At 60.5% G+C, this 18,987-nt stretch carries 11 protein-coding genes; 8 read left to right on the plus strand and 3 right to left on the minus strand.

The features are described 5' to 3' along the window. The first annotated feature begins 127 nt into the window (after positions 1 to 127). The 3 genes from glmU (at position 128) to ASD64_RS10990 (ending at position 4,427) form a co-directional block, all read left to right on the plus strand. Complete coding sequence (glmU, locus tag ASD64_RS10980; RefSeq protein ID WP_056104842.1) at positions 128 to 1,477, plus strand: bifunctional UDP-N-acetylglucosamine diphosphorylase/glucosamine-1-phosphate N-acetyltransferase GlmU; 1,350 nt, start codon at positions 128 to 130, stop codon at positions 1,475 to 1,477. A 157-nt stretch (positions 1,478 to 1,634) separates the two neighbouring features. Beyond that, positions 1,635 to 3,461, plus strand: a complete 1,827-nt coding sequence (gene glmS, locus ASD64_RS10985) for a glutamine--fructose-6-phosphate transaminase (isomerizing) (protein ID WP_056104845.1) — start codon at positions 1,635 to 1,637, stop codon at positions 3,459 to 3,461. A gap of 216 nt (positions 3,462 to 3,677) precedes the next feature. Beyond that, positions 3,678 to 4,427 carry a DUF502 domain-containing protein gene (locus ASD64_RS10990; RefSeq protein ID WP_056104847.1) on the plus strand — a complete coding sequence of 250 codons (750 nt, stop codon included), beginning with the start codon at positions 3,678 to 3,680 and terminating at the stop codon, positions 4,425 to 4,427. On the opposite strand, the gene recG is transcribed toward ASD64_RS10990, so the two are convergent. Next, complete coding sequence (recG, locus tag ASD64_RS10995; RefSeq protein ID WP_056104849.1) at positions 4,379 to 6,487, minus strand: ATP-dependent DNA helicase RecG; 2,109 nt, start codon at positions 6,485 to 6,487, stop codon at positions 4,379 to 4,381. The genes ASD64_RS10990 and recG overlap by 49 nt on opposite strands. A gap of 285 nt (positions 6,488 to 6,772) precedes the next feature. On the opposite strand from recG, the gene ASD64_RS11000 reads away from it, so the two are divergent. Then, entirely contained in the window at positions 6,773 to 7,057 is a 285-nt protein-coding gene (locus ASD64_RS11000) for a succinate dehydrogenase assembly factor 2 (protein ID WP_056104851.1), read from the plus strand. Between the two features lie 21 nt (positions 7,058 to 7,078). Further along, on the plus strand, positions 7,079 to 10,567 hold the full coding sequence (mfd, locus tag ASD64_RS11005; protein ID WP_056104853.1) for a transcription-repair coupling factor: 3,489 nt from the start codon (positions 7,079 to 7,081) through the stop codon (positions 10,565 to 10,567). A gap of 92 nt (positions 10,568 to 10,659) precedes the next feature. Here the strand turns inward: mfd and ASD64_RS11010 are convergent, their stop codons facing one another. Next, on the minus strand, positions 10,660 to 11,340 hold the full coding sequence (locus ASD64_RS11010) for a DsbA family oxidoreductase (protein ID WP_056104855.1): 681 nt from the start codon (positions 11,338 to 11,340) through the stop codon (positions 10,660 to 10,662). A 193-nt stretch (positions 11,341 to 11,533) separates the two neighbouring features. Further along, entirely contained in the window at positions 11,534 to 13,351 is a 1,818-nt protein-coding gene (locus ASD64_RS11015; protein ID WP_056104858.1) for an extracellular solute-binding protein, read from the minus strand. A 235-nt stretch (positions 13,352 to 13,586) separates the two neighbouring features. On the opposite strand from ASD64_RS11015, the gene ASD64_RS11020 reads away from it, so the two are divergent. From ASD64_RS11020 to ASD64_RS11030, 3 genes are all read left to right on the plus strand, one after another. Further along, positions 13,587 to 14,210: an invasion associated locus B family protein gene (locus ASD64_RS11020; RefSeq protein WP_056104860.1), complete on the plus strand. Its 624-nt coding sequence runs from the start codon at positions 13,587 to 13,589 to the stop codon at positions 14,208 to 14,210. Between the two features lie 238 nt (positions 14,211 to 14,448). Beyond that, positions 14,449 to 15,501, plus strand: coding sequence for a glycerophosphodiester phosphodiesterase family protein (locus ASD64_RS11025; RefSeq protein WP_056104862.1), 1,053 nt, complete (start codon positions 14,449 to 14,451; stop codon positions 15,499 to 15,501). 1,042 nt (positions 15,502 to 16,543) lie between these two features. After that, entirely contained in the window at positions 16,544 to 18,919 is a 2,376-nt protein-coding gene (locus ASD64_RS11030; protein WP_156460097.1) for a hypothetical protein, read from the plus strand. Positions 18,920 to 18,987: the final 68 nt, after the last annotated feature.

Below are 18,987 nucleotides of genomic sequence, written 5' to 3' on the forward strand. Positions count from 1 at the left end.
GGGCGACCCGCTGATCAAGTGTCGGCTGCTCTGCCGATACTCACCCGAATTTAACCGCATTGGTGCAGCAAGGCGGCGGTGCTACATAGCGCTGATCCGTGCAATCAAATTCCCCCGGTTGTCATCCATGAGCCAACGTTCCTGCCTGTCGATCATCCTTGCCGCCGGCGAGGGCACGCGCATGAAGAGCGCTGTGCCGAAGGTGCTGCACAAAATTGCCAGTTTACCGATGGTGGCGCACGTCATCAAGGCCGCCGAAGATGCGGGCACGGGCAAATTGGCGCTGGTCATCGGCCACGGCGCCGACCAGATGCGCGAGGCGGCGGCGAAATTCGCTCCACAGGCAGAGACCTTCGTGCAGGAACAGCGCCTCGGCACCGCACATGCTGTGCTCGCCGCTCGCGCCGCCATCGGGCGCGGTCACGACGACGTGCTGGTGATGTTCGGCGATACGCCCTTGATCGATCCCGGTGCGCTCACCGTCGCCAGGCTCAAGCTCGCGGAAGGAGCGGCGGTGGTCGTCATCGGCTTTCGCACCGACAACCCGTCCGGCTATGGCAGGCTGATCGAGAAAGGGGGTAGGATCGTCGCCATCCGCGAGGAAAAGGATGCCAGCGCCGACGAGCGCGCCATCACCTTCTGCAATGGCGGCCTGATGGCGCTCGCCGGCAAGCATGCGCTTTCCCTGCTCGATGCGGTCGGCAACGCCAATGCCAAGGGCGAATACTACCTCACCGATGTTGTCGAGATCGCAAGCCGCAGGGGCCTCGAAGTCGTCGCCACCGAAGCGAGCTTCGAAAATGCGCTGGGCATCAACAACCGTGCCGAGTTGGCCGAGGCGGAAGCCATCTGGCAAAAGCGCCGCCGCCGCGAGGCGATGCTTTCCGGCGTGGCGCTGATTGCGCCCGATACGGTGTTTTTCTCGCACGACACCGAGATCGGTGCCGATACCGTGGTCGAGCCCAATGTCTGGTTCGGCCCGGGTGTCCACATCGAGACGGGAGCCACGATCCACGCTTTCAGCCATCTGGAAGGCGCAACAGTCGCATCCGGCTGCGAGGTAGGCCCCTTTGCCCGCCTGCGCCCCGGAGCCGACCTCAAGACCAAGGCCAAGGTCGGCAATTTCTGCGAGGTCAAGAAGGCGGTGGTCGAGAAGGGCGCCAAGGTCAACCACCTGACCTATATCGGCGACGCGGTCATCGGCGCAGGCGCCAACATCGGCGCGGGAACCATCACCTGCAATTACGACGGCTATTCGAAATTCCTCACCGAGATCGGTGAAAATGCCTTCATCGGCTCGAATTCCTCGCTTGTCGCGCCGGTTTCGATCGGCAATGGCGCTTATGTCGCCTCGGGCAGCGTCATTACCGAAAGCGTGCCGGACGACGCGCTGGCGTTCGGGCGCGCCCGCCAGAAGACGCTGCCCGGCAAGGCGAAGGAACTGCGGGCACGGCGTGCCGATGCTGCGAAGAAGTAAGCAATTCTGCTAACTGGATCGCAATGGCGATCTGGAAACATGTTGGGCTGCGGCGCGCTCTAAGCCATTGCTACGCAGCGAAATGGAATGTGACTTTCTGGGATGAGCGGCGCTTCCTAAACAGCGCCCATCGGATATCGGGTCGGGGGCAAGTCAAATGTGCGGGATTGTAGCGATTGTTGGTCACACGCCGGTGGCGCCGCTGATCGTCGATGCGCTGAAGCGGCTGGAATATCGCGGCTATGATTCGGCCGGCGTCGCCACCATCGAACGCGGCGAACTTGCCCGCCGCCGGGCAGAGGGCAAGCTGGTCAACCTGGAAACGCGGCTGAAGAACGAACCGCTGTCGGGCACCATCGGCATCGGCCATACGCGCTGGGCAACGCACGGCGTTCCCAACGAAACCAATGCGCATCCGCACTTCTCCAACGGCGTCGCCATCGTCCACAACGGCATCATCGAGAATTTCGCCGAACTGCGCGATGAACTCATTGCCGATGGCTACGAATTTTCCTCGCAGACCGACACCGAGGTCGTCGCCCATCTGATAGCCCGCGAAATGGCGCGCGGCGCCAAGCCGATCGAAGCCGCGCACAAAACCTTGAAGCGCCTGCAGGGTGCCTTTGCGCTCGCCATCATGTTCAAGGGCGACGAGGATCTGATCGTCGGCGCCCGCAACGGTCCGCCGCTGGCCGTCGGGCACGGCCAGGGCGAGATGTTCCTCGGCTCCGACGCCATTGCGCTCGCCCCCTTCACCAACTCGATCACCTATCTGGAAGATGGCGACTGGGCGGTCGTGCGCCGCAACGCGGTGTCGATCTTCGACATGGAAGGCAATGCGGTCGAGCGCAAGCGCCAGCAGTCGCTCGGCACCTCCTATCTGGTCGACAAGGGCAACCACCGCCATTTCATGGAAAAGGAAATCCATGAACAGCCGGAGGTGATTTCACACACGCTGGCGCATTACCTCGACTTCACCAACGGGGCGTCAAAGCCGCTCGACCTGCCGTTCGACTTCGCCAGGATCAACCGCCTCGCCATCTCGGCCTGCGGCACTGCCTATCTCGCCGGCCTCATCGGCAAATACTGGTTCGAGCGCTATGCCCGACTGCCGGTCGACATCGATATCGCCTCGGAATTCCGCTACCGCGAAATGCCGCTGTCGGCCAACGATGCCGCCCTGTTCATTTCGCAGTCGGGCGAAACCGCCGACACGCTGGCCTCGCTGCGCTATTGCCGCAAGGCGGGCATGAAGATCGGCGCGGTCGTCAATGTGCGCGAATCGACCATCGCCCGCGAAGCGGACGTGACCTTGCCGACACTGGCCGGCCCGGAAATAGGCGTCGCCTCGACCAAGGCCTTCACGTGCCAGTTGTCGGTGATGGCGTCGCTTGCGGTGCGTGCGGCGGTCGCGCGCGGCACCATTTCCGCCGACGAGGAAAAGGCGCTGGTGCGCGCGCTCTCCGAAGCGCCGCGCTTCACCAACCAGGTGCTGCAGAAGCTGGACGGCCAGATCGAAAGACTGGCCCGCGAACTCACCCGCTACGAGCACGTCCTCTACCTTGGCCGCGACACCAACTTCCCGCTCGCCATGGAAGGGGCGCTGAAGCTCAAGGAAATCTCCTATATCCACGCCGAAGGTTATGCGGCGGGCGAACTGAAGCACGGTCCGATCGCGTTGATCGACGAGAAGATGCCGGTCATCGTCATCGCGCCGCACGACCGGATTTTCGAGAAAACCGTGTCGAACATGCAGGAAGTGGCGGCGCGCGGCGGCAAGATCATCCTCATCACCGACGCCAAGGGTGCCGCGCAGGCGAGCGTGAACACGCTGGAGACGATCATTCTGCCGGACGTGCCCGAAATCATCACGCCGATCGTCTATGCGCTGCCGATCCAGTTGCTGGCCTATTTCACCGCCGTCTTCATGGGCACCGACGTCGACCAGCCCCGCAACCTCGCCAAGTCGGTGACGGTGGAGTAGGGAGTGTCGGGAATCCAGGCTTCGAAGCTGGCAACGCAGGAAGCTTGAACGTCACACCAGATGCGATGAAATGTCGTGCCAGTCAGGGTTGTTCTCCTTGATCGGCTTGATCTTCCGCTGACTGCGGCCTGAATCCCCAGGCCGTGCGCCGACAACTTCGCTGTTTCAAACTGCGGGCTGCTCGCCTAATGTTGCATTGCAACGAAGCGGGGAGCGATGTCGGACATAGTCAAGACCTCAGCCATGACACGGCTCAGGAATTATTTCCTGACCGGGTTCATCGTCTGTGCCCCGCTGGCGATCACCGCCTACATCGCCTGGTCGTTTATCGGCTGGGTCGATTCCTGGGTGAAGCCCTATATCCCGGCCCGCTATAGCCCTGAAACCTATTTGTCGTTCCAGGTTCCCGGCTTTGGCCTGATCGTCGCGCTCGTCCTCATCACGCTGATCGGCTTCCTCACCGCCAACATCGTCGGCCGCGCCATCGTCAATTTCGGCGAGCGCCTGCTTGGCCGCATGCCCTTGGTGCGTGGCATCTACCGCTCGCTCAAGCAGATCTTCGAAACCATCCTGTCCAACAAGGGCGACATGTTCAGCGAGGTCGGCCTGGTCGAATATCCACGCAAGGATGTGTGGTCGCTGGTCTTCGTCGCCGGCGAAAAGCAGACCGAGATCAACGAGAAGCTGGATGCCGACGGCGACCCGCTCATCGCCGTTTTCATGCCGTGCACGCCCAATCCGACCACCGGCTTCCTCATGTATGTGCGCAAGTCCGAAGTCGTCATGCTCGACATGTCCATCGAGGAAGGCGCCCGCCTCATCGTCTCTGCCGGCCTTGTGCCGCCCGACATCAAGAAGAAACAGGTTGGTGCCAAGGGCGCGCCGCTGAAGATTTCCAACCCGACCCTGGAAGAAGCTCAGCCGGCGCGCAACAAACGCACCGCTTCGTCCCTGCCGAACAAGTAAAGCAAAAGCCGCAAGGCTTCGCCGCGCTGCGATTGCAGTTCGGGGTCTTGCGACAGGATCAGCCGCGCATCGTCGCGCGCCGCTTCGAGCAGGTCGCCATGCGCCTCGATGCGGGCGATCTGGAAACCCGGCGTTCCGGACTGGCGCGTGCCCAGCACTTCGCCTTCGCCGCGCAGCTTGAGGTCTTCTTCGGCGATGACGAAGCCGTCTTCCGTCTCGCGCATCACCGACAATCTGCGCTTTGCCGTCTCGCCAAGCGGGTCCTTGTAGAGCAGTACGCAGGAGGAGGGCTTGTCGCCGCGCCCGACCCGCCCGCGCAACTGGTGCAGTTGGGCGAGCCCGAACCGCTCGGCATGCTCGATCACCATGATGGTGGCGTCCGGCACGTCGACGCCGACTTCGATGACTGTGGTGGCGATGAGGACTCGCGTGTCGCCTTCCTTGAAGGCACGCATCGCCTCGTCCTTGTCCGCGCCCTTCATGCGGCCATGGACGAGACCGAGCCGGTCGCCGAAAATCGGCTTCAGCGAAGCGAAACGGTCCTCCGCCGACATCAGCTTGATTTCTTCCGATTCTTCGACCAGCGGGCAGATCCAGTAGATCTTCTGCCCCTCCGCCACCGCATCGCGAATACGCCCGACAAGTTCGTCCAGCCGTTCAAGCGGCAGGGTGACGGTGCGGATCGGCTGGCGGCCGGCAGGTTTTTCGGTGAGTTTCGAGGTGTCCATGTCGCCGAAGGCGGTGAGAACCAGCGTGCGGGGAATTGGGGTTGCCGTCATCACCAGCATGTCGGGCGCATCGCCCTTGGCTGTGATGGCAAGCCGCTGGTGCACGCCGAAACGGTGCTGCTCGTCCACCACGGCAAAGACAAGGTTCCTGAACGTCACGCTTCCCTGGAACAGCGCATGCGTGCCGACGACGATGTCGATCGATCCGCCGGCAAGACCGGCAAGCGTCTCCGTGCGTTCGCGGCCCTTTTCGCGGCCGGTCAGGATGGCCGTCTTCAAGCCCGCCTGCGCCGCCAGCGGCGCGATGGTCGCCAGATGCTGGCGGGCGAGAATTTCGGTCGGCGCCATGAGAGCCGCCTGTCCGCCTGCTTCCACCGCGCGCGCCATGGCAAGCAGGGCGACCACGGTCTTGCCGGAGCCGACATCGCCTTGCAGCAGGCGTAGCATGCGTTCCGGTTCGGCGAGGTCTGCAAGTATCTCGGCAAGCGCTGCTTCCTGCGATCTGGTCAGCGAGTAGGGCAGGGCGGCGCGCAGCTTTTCCACGACGCGCCCGTCGCCGGTCAGCGGTCGCCCCGACAGGCGGCGCACCTTTGCCCGCACCAGCGCCAGCGACACCTGGCCCGCCAGCAATTCGTCATAGGCGAGCCTGCGCCAGGCGGCTCCCTCCACCGCGACGTCAAGCGGGTCGGCGGGGTTGTGGACGCGTTCCAGCGCGGCGCGGAAGTCGGGAAAGCTGTGCTTGCGCATGAAGGCGCCGTCCTGCCATTCAGGCAAAACAGGCACCCGCTCCAGCGCCTGGGCGACGGCGCGGCGCAGCACCTTGCCGGACAATCCCGCCGTCAGCGGATAGACCGGCTCGACCAGCGGCAGATTGTGCGCCTCGCTGGCCAGCGCGATATGGTCGGGGTGTACCATCGACGGGCGGCCGTTGAACCACTCCATGCGGCCCGACACCACGACCTGCTCGCCCTCCGGCATCGCCTTGTCCAGATAAGCCGCATGGGCATGGAAGAAGGTCAGCGTGATCTCGCCGGTATCGTCATGCGCATAGACCCGGTAGGGCACCGATCTGTTTCCGCGCGGCGGCGGCTGGTGGCGGTCGATGCGCACGTCCAGCGTCACGATCGCGCCCTCCGCCGCATAGGCGATGCCCGGCCGGTTGCGGCGGTCGATCACCGAATTGGGCAGCAGGAACGGAAGATCGCCAGCCCGCGCCGCCCTGTCGCCGAGGTCGGCCGGCAGCACGCGTTCGATCAGCGTCGCCACCTTCGGCCCGACGCCGGCCAGCGAAGTTATCGGCGCAAACAACGGATCGAGCAGGGAAGGGCGCATGGCCAATGTCTATCGGCCAGAAGGGTTTAGGCAAGCGGAATGTCGCCGCCAAGTTTATGAAATAACTACACTTCTCGCATTTTCTGTCGCTTCCTTTTCAGTCGTCTACGCGCCCAAGGTGTGGCATATTAATCTGGGAGCGACCTATGCACCCACAAGTCGCTTAATGCGTGGATCGAAACCTTTTGAGTCGTCTATGAGTATGACATATGAACCCCCGATACTCATTCGGGGGTTCTGTCATGCCACAGTGGGTGACATGCAGACTCTTGCCGGAGACGCCAAATGACCGGAACGACGAGAACGAGCGCAGGGCTGGAGCCCCGGCGCGCCAAGCTTCTGTTCCGTTCCTGGCATCGCGGCATGCGCGAGATGGATCTGATCCTCGGCCGCTTCGCCGATGCCCAGATCGACGCCTTGACCGGCGACGAGATCGACCAATATGAAAGGCTCCTCGACATTTCCGACACCGATCTTTTGCCGTGGATCACCGGCCAGCAGCCGATTCCCGAAGATCTCGGCCTGCCTGTCCTGCAAAAAGTTCTCGCCGCGCGCGACGCCTCCATCTGAACGTCTTCGAAAAGCACCTTCATGAGCCTCATCCCCAAAATCGGCCTGCCGAAGTCCGGCCTTGGCTCGTTCATCGTCGACGGCGTTGCCGACGGCTATGAGGCTTTTGCCATCGCGCAGGTCCTAAGGGAGACAAGCCCGGACGGCCCGCTGCTGTTCGTGGCCCGCGACGGCCAGCGCCTGCCGGCGATCGTCGAGGCGCTGTCTTTCGTCTCGCCCGGCCTGCCGGTGCTCGAACTGCCGGCCTGGGACTGCCTGCCTTACGACCGTGTGTCGCCCGGTTCCGAGGTCGCCGCCCGGCGTCTCGATTCGTTCACGGCGATGATTGCGCTGGCAGCCAAGCCGCACCGCGCCGTCATCCTCACCACCGCCAATGCGCTTTTGCAGCGCATTCCGCCTGCCGATCTGGTCGAGGCGCAGACCTTCCATGCCAGGCCCGGCAACCAGATCGACATGAATAGGCTGGTGGCGCGGCTGGAAATCTCCGGCTTCGAACGCGTGCCGACGGTGCGCGGCGTCGGCGAATTCGCCGTGCGCGGCGGCATCCTCGATCTCTTCGCGCCGGGCTGGAGCGAGGCGCTTCGCCTCGACTTCTTCGGCGATACGCTGGAATCGATCCGCGTCTTCGATGCCGCCACGCAGCTTTCCACCGGCCAGCGCAAGTCGATGTCGTTGCAGGCGATGAGCGAGGTGGCGCTGACACCCGAAACCATCAGCCGCTTCCGCCGCGCCTATATCGAAGCCTTCGGCGCGCCCTCGCGCGACGACGGGCTCTATGCCGCCGTCAGCGAAGGCCGCCGCTTTGCCGGCATGGAACACTGGCTGCCCCTGTTTTACGAGCGGCTGGAGACGGTGTTCGACTATCTGCCGGGCGTGCCGGTGGTGTTCGATCACCTGACGCATGAATCGCTTGCCGAGCGCCACAAGCTGATCCTCGACCACTATGAGGCGCGCAAGGCGCAGGCCGATGGTTCGCTGAAGGAGGCGGTGCCCTACAAGCCGGTCGAACCGTCGCTGATGTACCTGGCGCCCGACGATGTCACGGCCTCGCTGCAGGACCGTATCGCCATCGAACTGACGCCGTTCGACGCGCCCGATGCGGGTGGGCGCAAGGTGTTCCACGCCGGCGCGCGCGCCGGACGCAGCTTTGCCGAGGAACGCGCCGATCCCAACGCCAATGTCTTCGACGTGGTGGTGCGCCACATCGCCGAGGAACGCGCCAGGAACCGCCGCATCGTCGTTGCCGGTTGGACGGAAGGCTCGCTCGACCGGCTCACCCAGATCCTCGACGAGCATCATCTGGGCGGTCTGAAGGCCGTCGCCACGCTGGCCGATGTCGGCAAGCTCGACAAAGGGCAGGCGGGCCTTGCCGTCCTGCCGCTGGAAACCGGCTTCGAGACGGACGATCTGGTCGTCGTCGCCGAGCAGGATATTTTGGGTGACCGCCTCATCCGCCGTTCCAAGCGCAAGAAGAAGGCGTCCGATTTCATTGCCGAGGCCGCGTCGCTGTCGTCCGGCGACATCGTCGTCCATGCCGATCACGGCATCGGCCGTTTCATCGGCCTGAAAACCATCGAGGCAGCGGGTGCGCCGCACGATTGCCTGGAAATTCACTATGCCGGCGACGACCGGCTGTTCCTGCCGGTGGAAAACATCGAGCTTCTGTCGCGCTACGGTTCGGATTCCGCCGAAGCCTCGCTGGACAAGCTGGGCGGCGGTGCCTGGCAAGCCCGAAAAGCAAGGTTGAAGAAGCGCCTGCTCGACATGGCGGGCGGGTTGATCCGCATCGCCGCCGAGCGCCAGATGCGCGCTGCCCCCGCGATGATCCCCGCCGACGGACTCTATGGCGAGTTTTCCGCCCGCTTCCCCTATGAGGAGACCGACGACCAGCAGACGGCGATCGATTCGGTTACGGCGGATCTATCGGCCGGCAGGCCGATGGACCGTCTGATCTGTGGCGATGTCGGCTTCGGCAAGACCGAGGTTGCGCTGCGCGCCGCCTTCATCGCCGCAATGGAAGGCTTCCAGGTCGCCGTCGTGGTGCCGACCACGCTTTTGTCGCGCCAGCACTTCAAGACATTCTCGCAGCGCTTTTCCGGCCTGCCGATCCGTGTTGCTCAAGCCTCGCGGCTGGTCGGCGCTAAGGAACTGGCCGAAACCAAGAAGGCCATTGCCGAGGGCACGATCGATATCGTCGTCGGCACCCATGCGCTGCTCGGCTCCTCGATTTCGTTCAAGCGGCTTGGCTTGCTCATCATCGACGAGGAGCAGCATTTCGGCGTCAAGCACAAGGAGCGGCTGAAGGAACTGAAGAGCGACGTGCATGTGCTCACCCTTTCGGCCACGCCGATCCCGCGCACGCTGCAACTGGCGCTGACCGGCGTGCGCGAACTGTCCCTGATCGCCACGCCGCCCGTCGACCGCATGGCCGTGCGCACCTTCATCTCGCCCTTCGATCCGCTGGTCATCCGCGAGACGCTGCTTCGGGAGCGTTATCGCGGCGGCCATTCCTTCTACGTCGTGCCGCGCATCAGCGACCTGTCGGAAATCCAGGATTTCCTGAAGCACTCCGTGCCGGAACTGAAGGTCGCGGTCGCACACGGCCAGATGCCGCCCGGCGAACTCGACGACATCATGAACGCCTTCTACGACGGCCAGTACGATGTTCTCCTGTCCACCACCATCGTGGAGTCCGGGCTCGATATCCCGACCGCCAACACGCTGATCGTGCACCGCGCCGACATGTTCGGGCTGGCGCAGCTTTACCAGTTGCGCGGGCGTGTCGGCCGCTCGAAGGTGCGCGCCTATGCGCTGTTTTCGCTGCCGGCCAAGAAGAAGCTCACCGACACCGCGGAGCGCCGGCTGAAAGTGCTGCAATCGCTGGATACGCTGGGCGCGGGCTTCCAGCTTGCCAGCCACGATCTCGATATCCGTGGTGCGGGCAACCTGCTTGGCGAAGAACAGTCCGGCCATATCAAGGAAGTTGGCTTCGAGCTTTACCAGCAGATGCTGGAGGAAGCCGTCGCCGAGGTGAAGGACAGCGGCGAGGTCCAGGACGGCGGCTGGTCACCGCAGATCGCCGTCGGCACCGCCGTCATGATCCCGGAAGGCTACGTACCCGACCTGCAACTGCGTCTGGCGCTCTATCGCCGCCTGGGCGATCTCGAAACGCCGGAGGAAATCGATGTCTTCGGCGCCGAACTGATCGACCGCTTCGGCCCGCTGCCGGACGAGGTCAAGCACCTGTTGAAGATCGTCTTCATCAAGGCGCTGTGCCGCAAGGCCAATGTCGAGAAACTGGATGCCGGGCCGAAGGGCGTCGTCATCCATTTCCGCAAGCGCGAGTTTTCCAACCCGGCCGGGCTGGTCAAGTTCATCTCGGAGCAGGGCTCCATGGCCAAGATCAGGCCGGATCAGTCCGTCGTCTTCATTCGCGACTGGCCGAACTCGGACAAGCGGCTGGCCGGCTCCGCCGTTATCATGACGCAACTGGCCAAGCTGGCGGCTTGAGCCGCCGCTTTTACCCTCTCCCTTGCGGGGAGGGTCGATGAGCAATTGGCAGCGTAGCGGAAATCGCGAGACGGGTGGGGATGAAATCCTGGCTACTCGGCCTTTTCCAACTCCCCCTTCGCCTTCGCCGCGGCGATCTGGCGGATGGCGTCGGTGAGTGTGGCGGCATCCTGCGCGCCCATCACCGCATATTTGCCTTCGATCAGAAAACAGGGGACACCGGTGATGCCCATGCGCGATGCGGTGGCGATTTCGTTCTGCACGTCTTCCACATCGGCGTCGGTCGGCAGCAAGGCTTCGACCACGGAAACGTCCATTCCCGCCTCTCGCGCAGCCTCGATCAGCACGGCATGGTCGCCGAGATTGCCGCCTTGTTCGAAATTGACCTGGAACAGCCGTCGCACCAGCCGGTTCTGCACCTCTTCGCCCATCGCGCCTGCCCAGCGGATCAGCCGGTGGGCGTCCAGCGTATTGGGCGCGACCTTGATGGCGTCGAAGGCGAAGTCGATGCCCTCGGCTGCTCCAAGCGGTTCGATACGGGCATGGATTTCGCGGATGCGTTCTTCGCTGCCGAATTTGCCCAGCATATATTCGCGCCGGCTCTTTCCCTCGCGCGGAATCGTCGGATCGAGCTGGAAGGGCCGCCAGTTCACGTGAACGTCGATTTCACTGGCTTCGGCAATAGCCTTGTCCAGCCGCTTCTGGCCGATGAAACACCACGGGCATACGACATCGGATACCACGTCGACGCTGATGGAGACCGGTTGGCTCATGGTGCTGTCCTTTCGGGAAAATCCTCGCCGGGAGATTGGCCGGCGCAACCGATTTGCGTCATCCGGAACGCGGGCGGCAAAGCCGAACCGCGTATCCGGGAACCATTCCGGGACCTTGGAGATGCTCGGGAATGGATCCCGGCCCTGCGCTCGCTGGCTCGCTTGGCCGGGACGACACCCAATTCGTCCGCACTCAGTCGGTCCTTCGCCACCATGTAGGAAGCTGGTATCCGAAAAGCGAGGTCTTGTCCGGGTGCGCCATATAGGTCCAGTAGGCGATCCATTGTTCGCTATTGTACTGCATCGGCACCATGTAGTTCCCTGAAATCAGCAGCCGGTCGAGCACGCGCACCGCGGCCACGAAGTCGTCCTTTTGCCTGGCGTTCAGCATCGCGTCGATTGCAGCGTCGACTGCCGGGTCGGCGACGCCGGCCAGGTTGAACGAGCCTTCGATATTGGCCGCTTCCGACCCCCAGCGCCCGATCTGCTCGATGCCCGGCGAAAGCGAATTGTTGAAGCCGGTGGCGCCGATCAGCACGTCGAAGTCGAAGCGCTGCTTGCGCGCCTGGATCTGGTCGCCGTCCAGCGCCCGGATCGTCACCTCGATCCCGAGCTTTGCCAGTGTGCGCTGGTAGACGGCAGCCAGCCGCTGCTCGTCCTGCGAGGCCGTCAGGATCTCGAAGCCGAAGGGCTGGCCCTTGGGATCGAGCAGCACGCCCTCATTCATCTTGTAGCCGGCACCGCGCAGCACATCGAATGCGGCGCGCAGCACCTTGCGGTCCTGACCCGAGCCATCGGTCACCGGCGGACGCCAGGTGCCGTCCATCACGTCGGCGGGCACGCGGTCGGGGAAGGGAGCCAAAAGCGCCTTTTCCTTGTCCGTTGCCGGGTGGCCGAGCGCCGACAGTTCCGAATCCTGCCAGAAACTCATGGTGCGCTTGAACTTGTCGCCGAACAGGTTCTTGTTGGCCCACTCGAAGTCGTAGAGCATGGCGAGCGCGCGTCGCACGGTCGGATCGGAAAACTTTTCCAGCCTTGTGTTGAACAGGAAGCCGGTCACCACAGGCGGGATGCCGCTCTGGAAGTTTTCGGCCACCACCTTGCCTTCCTTGAAAGCGGGGAAATCCATGTCGCGGTCGCGCTTGACCGGATCGCTCTCGGTGTTGATGGCGCAAAGGCCCTTCTTGAATGCTTCCAGTTGCGCATTGGCGTTGAGGAAATATTCGATGGTGATCTTGTCGTAATTGTCGAAGCCGCGCTTGGCGGGAATGTCCTTGCCCCAATAGTTGGGATTGCGCTTGAACACGATGCGCTGGCCGGGCACCACCTGGTCGATGACATAGGGACCGCTGCCGATCACCGGCTTCAGCGTCGTGCGGTCGAAGGTTTCCTTGTCGAAGGCATGCTTGGGCAGGATCGGGGTTAGCGCGATGATCAGCGGGAATTCGCGGTCGGCCTTGTCGTTGAAGGTGAAGCGCACGCTGTTGTCGCCGGTCTTTTCCAGCTTGGCCACCTTCTTCATGCGGTCGGAATAGGGAGGGCGGCCCTTTTCGGTGAACACGTCATAGGTGAACAGCACATCTTCCGGCGTGACCGGCTGGCCGTCCGACCATTTGGCGTTCGGGTTTAGATGGAACTCGATCGACGTGCGTTCATCGTCCATGTCGGCGGTGTCGGCCAGCAGTCCGTAGAGGCTGAAAGCCTCGTCGGCATTGCGCTGCATCAATGGCTCGAAGACGAAATTGCCGTAGATTGTGTCGATGACGCCGCGCGCGGTGGTGCGCAGGCTCTTGATGATGAACGGGTTGAGGTTGTCGAAGGTGCCGACCACGCAATAGGTGATCTCGCCGCCCTTCGGTGCGTCGGGGTTGGCGTAGGAAAAATGCGTGAAGTCTGCCGGCAGCGCCGGCTCGCCCTGCATGGCGATTCCGTGTTTCGGTTCGGCCAGCGAGGATTGCGGCGCAAGAACGTTAAAAGCGGCGACGGCCAGCCAGGCAATGGTACGGCGCATAGCGGACTCCGATTGTGGGACCCTGTTCTGGAACCTGCGGGATGATTCGAGAACGAGCCTACCATCCTACAAGCTGTGCTCCCGCTCAAGAATTGCACTGAACAGGCTGGATTTGGCAACGCTGTCAGTGTAACACGCCCGCCAAGCCATTCTGTTGCCTCATTTCGGCAACAGGTAGCGGGGCCATTCGGCGCCGGGAATGCGTCGCAGGCAAAGTCGAGAGGAAGCACGCCACATGAAGAGCTTGAACTCCAACGCTTACCGCCTGTCGGTCATTGCTGCCGGCGTTGCCGGTTTCCTGGGCGTGGGTCTCATGGAAGTGTCCGCTCAGCAGCAGGTCCCGCAAGGCTGGTTCAAGGCTTGCACCAAGCAGGAAGACGTCGATATCTGCAACGTGCAGAACATCGTCACCGCCGGCAACGGCCAGCTTGTCACCGGCGTCAGCCTCATCGACCTGCGTGGCAAGGTCAACCGCAAGGTCTTCCAGGTGACGGTGCCGACCGGCCGTCTGGTTCCTCCCGGCATCGGCTTGCAGGTCGACGGCGGCAAGGCGCAGAAGCTCGACTACGTGATCTGCTTCCCGGATCGCTGTGTGGCCGAAGTGCCGATGACCGACCAGCTCGTCGCCTCCTTCAAGAAGGGTTCCGAACTGACGCTGACCTCGGTGAATTTCCAGAACCAGCCGAACCCGATCAAGGTTTCCCTGCAGGGCTTCAGCGGTGCGTTCGACGGTCCTGCCATGCAGCAGTCCGACCTCGAGGATCGCCAGAAGAAGCTGCAGGAATTCGTCAACAAGAACAACCAGGACTTCGCCAAGAAGCTCAAGGAAGAGCAGGACAAGGCCAAGTCCGGCAACTGATCCGGCACGCCTGCCGGCGCGAAGCTTCACGGCACGATTTTCTGGAAAGGCTCCGGTTCGCCGGGGCCTTTTTCGTTTTAAGCTTGGCAAAGCGCAGGTCGTGGGATCTGCAAAGGCCGCATTCTGATCCCGACTCCGGCTGAATGGCCCTGTCCTGAAGCCGGCTTCGTTCACGGCGCCGTCATGGCGTTCGCTTAATTCACGGCCCGACACGTTCGGCAAAGTGAGTCTGATGCGAATGGCACGGTTGGCTTGGGCGCTTGCGGCCCTGTTCTTGATGTCGGCCGGCGCCGTACAGGCTGCGGAGACGCGCGCCGGCCTGATCCTCGAACGTTTCGAACATGCCAACCAATGGCGCGACCATGTCATGGTGGTTGCCCACCGCGCCGGCGGATTGCAGGCCGACAAGACGCTCCATGCGGAAAATTCGCTCGCCGCGCTCGAGGCCGCGATCGCCGCCGGTGCTGAAATGGTCGAGGTCGATGTCCGCCGCTCTGCCGACGGCGCTTTCATCGTCATGCACGACAGTTGGCTCGACCGCACAACCACCTGCCGGGGCGAGGTCGTTCGCCGGGCGCTGGCAGAACTGCGGCAATGCCGGCTGGTGATCGAGGGAACCGGCGCGGCTACCCCGGAAGCCGTATCGACTTTGAGCGAATTCCTGGCGGCAGCGAAGGACCGCATCCTGGTCAACATCGACAACAAGCTGGCCTTGGCCGACCTGCCGGGGATGATTGCCATCGCCCGCGACATGGGCATGGCCGACCAGATCGTGGTGAAGGAAAATTTGTGGAACGACGCCCGCATTGCCGAAGCGCGAAAAATGCTGCGCCTTGCGGGCGGCGGATTCCAGTTCATGCCGATCATCGCCGACGATGCGGTCAGCGACGCCCGTTTCGTCGAGACGGTCGGTACGGCCTTGCCGGCGAATGCCATGGAGATGATCAACTGGCGCGCCGGCGCGCAAACCCTCACGCAAACCGGCGGGCCGTTGTTTTCCAACCGCATGCGCGCCGCTGCCGTGCGCGGTGACTGGCACATCTGGGCCAACACCTACGCCATCGTCAACAAGCCGGGCGGCTATCTCGCCGGCGGGCGCGGCGACGAATTGGCGACGACCGCCAGCCTGCCTGCCGAAAGCTGGGGCTTCTGGGCCGAGCGCGGCGTCACCATCATCCAGACCGACGAGCCGGCCGCGGCAATCGAATGGCTCTCTGCCAATGGCTACCGGGTGCCTTATCGCGAAGCGCCGGCGCCAGCTGCATCCGGCCAGACCGCCAGCATCAACTGACGAGCGGGCCTCGGCACAGCTGACCCCTTCCAGCCCGCCACCCTGCGAGCGGGAGAAGGGTGGAACTCCCACAATATGGACGCCTCTCTCCGTTCTTGATGTGGAAGAGGGTGCGGGCCAATCTCCCTCGCGCCAAGCAAAAAGGCCGCCCGAAGGCGGCCTTTCCAATCTGTGCGAGTTCGTAGCGCTTAGCGCTTGGAGAACTGAAGTCTATAAAAAGTATTGTTTTCCAATATGATAAGAGAAGGGTTTTTCTTTGTAAAACTTTTGTTAATTATTGAGGCTGAGTTGCGAGCCCGTCGATGCAAGCGGGGGAGTCTGGCACAGGGTCCACGCCGGCTAGTCCCAAGCCCACAAAAAAAGCCGCTCCGAAGGACGGCTGAATCGGAGACTTGGTAGAAGGTGAGACCCGGCACGCATGGTCAATGCGGGGGATAGCCGGGTCTCGTGCTGTCGGTGGAGGGGCAGCAGCAACATAGTACAGTTTCAGCGGTGGAGGGACAAGCAAAGTCCCGGCGGCGGGCCAGAGGCAGGCTCATGCTCTCAGTCTTGCTCATCGGCTGTGCCTCTGCTGGATCGAACACCGTTAAGGTGGCAGACAGAACCGCCAATCGACCTTAGTACTCTGCGCAAACTGAAACTCCCGCTTGAGCGTTCGAACGCTGGCTGGCTCGGTCTCGCTCATCTTGGTCGGCTCCTTCGTAAGCTAGGTTTATATAAGGTGGTAAGAAGCATTGATCAACCGTAAGTAAGCAAAAAGCAAAATTATTCCTGCAATTACCTAAAATATTCTACAGTTGAAAAATGTATAGAAAATGCGCCTTTCGTGGCATCTGCTTCGCCAATTATTAGATTATTATTCTAATAAGCATGATTTCCTATCGAACATAAGCGTGATGAGTACGTTAAATCGGATTATTCCTCTTGACATACCCTGCGTACAGCCTTACATGCGGCGAGTTATCTTGATTGAATACAACTTGCCTAGTCAATTTATATATTTGAACAATATTTAAAAGACACTGCATACATGATAAAATATTTGAACGCACCGGCTGGTTCCGGTAAATCCTATGCCGCCATTCTGAAATGCGCCCGTGAGCGAGCCATGGCCGGCGATCGAATTCTGATTGCCATGCCAACCAAGCAGGTCATTGCTGAAACAATGGCTGCGCTGAAGGGTGGATGCTCTACAAATGTTCTGGTTCAAGAAATCGTATCTGATGACAATGACGAGCAGACCGATACGGTCATCAGTCGTCTGCGTCCGTGTCTGACTAAGCCTCAGATGAACGTCGGGGAGATGGTTTTCATCACTCACGAGGCTCTGAAGATGCTGCGCTACCATGGCAAGCTTGATTGGCATCTCATCATTGATGAAGCGCCGCAGGTTCACCATGCCTTTGATCTGATGATCGATACGGAAGTCCTGAAACTGGCGAGTGCCTGTTCGAAGTCACCAACCCCTTGGGGTGATCTGACGCAACTATTGCTGCGCAAGCATCCGGAAAAGGTCATCAACTTTCCAGAAAATGTAACGGAAAGGGCCGATATCCATAAACTGGCGTGGAATGCTCATGCCGAACATATCAGCGTGTTCGTTCCGAAGACCAGCATTGAAGCGCTAAACTCGGATGCGTCATTTGAAAAGAAGCTGATTGCCTTTTCGCTGGTTCGCCCGGAAGTGGTGAAGCCGTTCCAGAGCACCATCATTCTGTCGGCTAATTTCCAGAACACCCTGATATATCAATTATGGTCGATGCTTGGGGTTAGCTTCGTTGAGGACAAGAAGCTGGCAGCTGGACTGCGATTTCATGAACATCATGGAAGCCGAGCGACAATCCATTACGTCATGGATCAATCATGGTCCGGAAAGCTTCAGGACAAACAATCAGTGATTGATGGTTCATCTCTCCATCAACAGATTGTTCAAAAAATCTCCGACCATTTCGGCGATGAGCGGTTTCTCTGGGTGGCCAATAAGGTACATGGCGAGAACCTATTTCCGAACAATCCAAACGCAAAGCATCTGGCAAACATCTCCCATGGCCTGAACTGCTATCAGGATGTGAACAATGTGGTCTTTCTGTCGGCCTTGAATCCAAGTCCGTCTGAAACGGCCTATTTCAAGACGCTGGGTTTGACTGACGAGCAGGTGAAGATCGCCCGATTTTATGAAACCGCCTATCAGTCGATCATGCGCTGTTCACTGCGATCGAACGATGACACGCATCCCGTCCAGATTATTGTGGTGGATAAAGCGACCGCCGATCATCTCCATCAGTTGTTGCCCGGATCGACAATCGAGAAATTGGATTGGTTATCCGCCGATCAGACCGAGCCAAAGAAATCTGGTAGGAGAAGGAGATACAACAGCGGTGCAGCAAGACAAGCTGCATACAACTACAGAAAGAGGTCAGCAAAGATTCATGATGAGTTAATCAACAAATGTAATAAAATAGTATTAAATGATTTCCCTGATATTTCTCGTTGTTACGAAACATATATTAATAATTATATACAAAACGTAACAAGCCTGTTTTATGGAACGCAATTCCAATCCATAACGGCAAAAATACCAGAAGATTATAATCTATATGAATCCAGTCACGAATTTATCGAATTCTTGAAGCAGGAATCGCAAAGAACCATCTCCAGTCGAGAAGACAACTCGTTGATCAGTCCAGCCTATTTCAACCCAAAGGATGGAGTTGACACCCAAAGGGGGATTCCGAATATCGAATTTCTTCGAGGGATTTGGCTAGATAACGATGGTGGTGATCTCCATCCGGAAAAATTGGCCGACCTTTTTCCCGATCTCGAAATGGTGATTTTCAACACCTTCAGTTCCACCAAAGCCAAGCCACGATATCGGGTCTACATTCCGACCACGACCATTTTCAGTGTCCAGACCCTTGAAACAATCATGAGAAAATTCTGGTCACGGTTTGAATTGGTTTCCATCGACCATGGCTTTGACCCGAGCAAGAAGAACGCAGCAAGCCTGTTCTATCTTCCTTGTCAGGCCGCCGATCCGTCTGGGAATATTTTCCTTGAGTTCAAAGGCGGAAAAAGGAAGCCATTGGAACCAAGGGATTGGATTCAAAAATATCAACAAAAACCGGCAGAAGCAGAACTTCCGATCCCGGCCAATGATTGGGTGATGGATGTTGCGATCGAATCCATCACGGAAGATTGGCGGAAAGTGGCCAAGATTCCGAATGCTGGAAATGACAATTTCTTTGAATTTGCCCTGAAGTTGCGATCTGCCGGCGTGGACGATGCGACCCTCAAGCTGATCCTGAATCAAGAGGCCGCTTATGCTCACCATCCCGAGGAACGCAGGCGACAGATTTCATCGATCTTCCAATCATTGAGAACCTATGGAAAGGGCGATGCCGGTGGGCGGGCAGCATAGGAGCGCTGTCGGTAACCTTCGGCACAGTTTCATGGCCTATCGTGCGACAATGGTTGTCTTGATGAACG

It is taken from the genome of Mesorhizobium sp. Root157, assembly GCF_001427385.1.
In the GTDB taxonomy this organism is placed as follows: Bacteria; Pseudomonadota; Alphaproteobacteria; order Rhizobiales; family Rhizobiaceae; genus Mesorhizobium.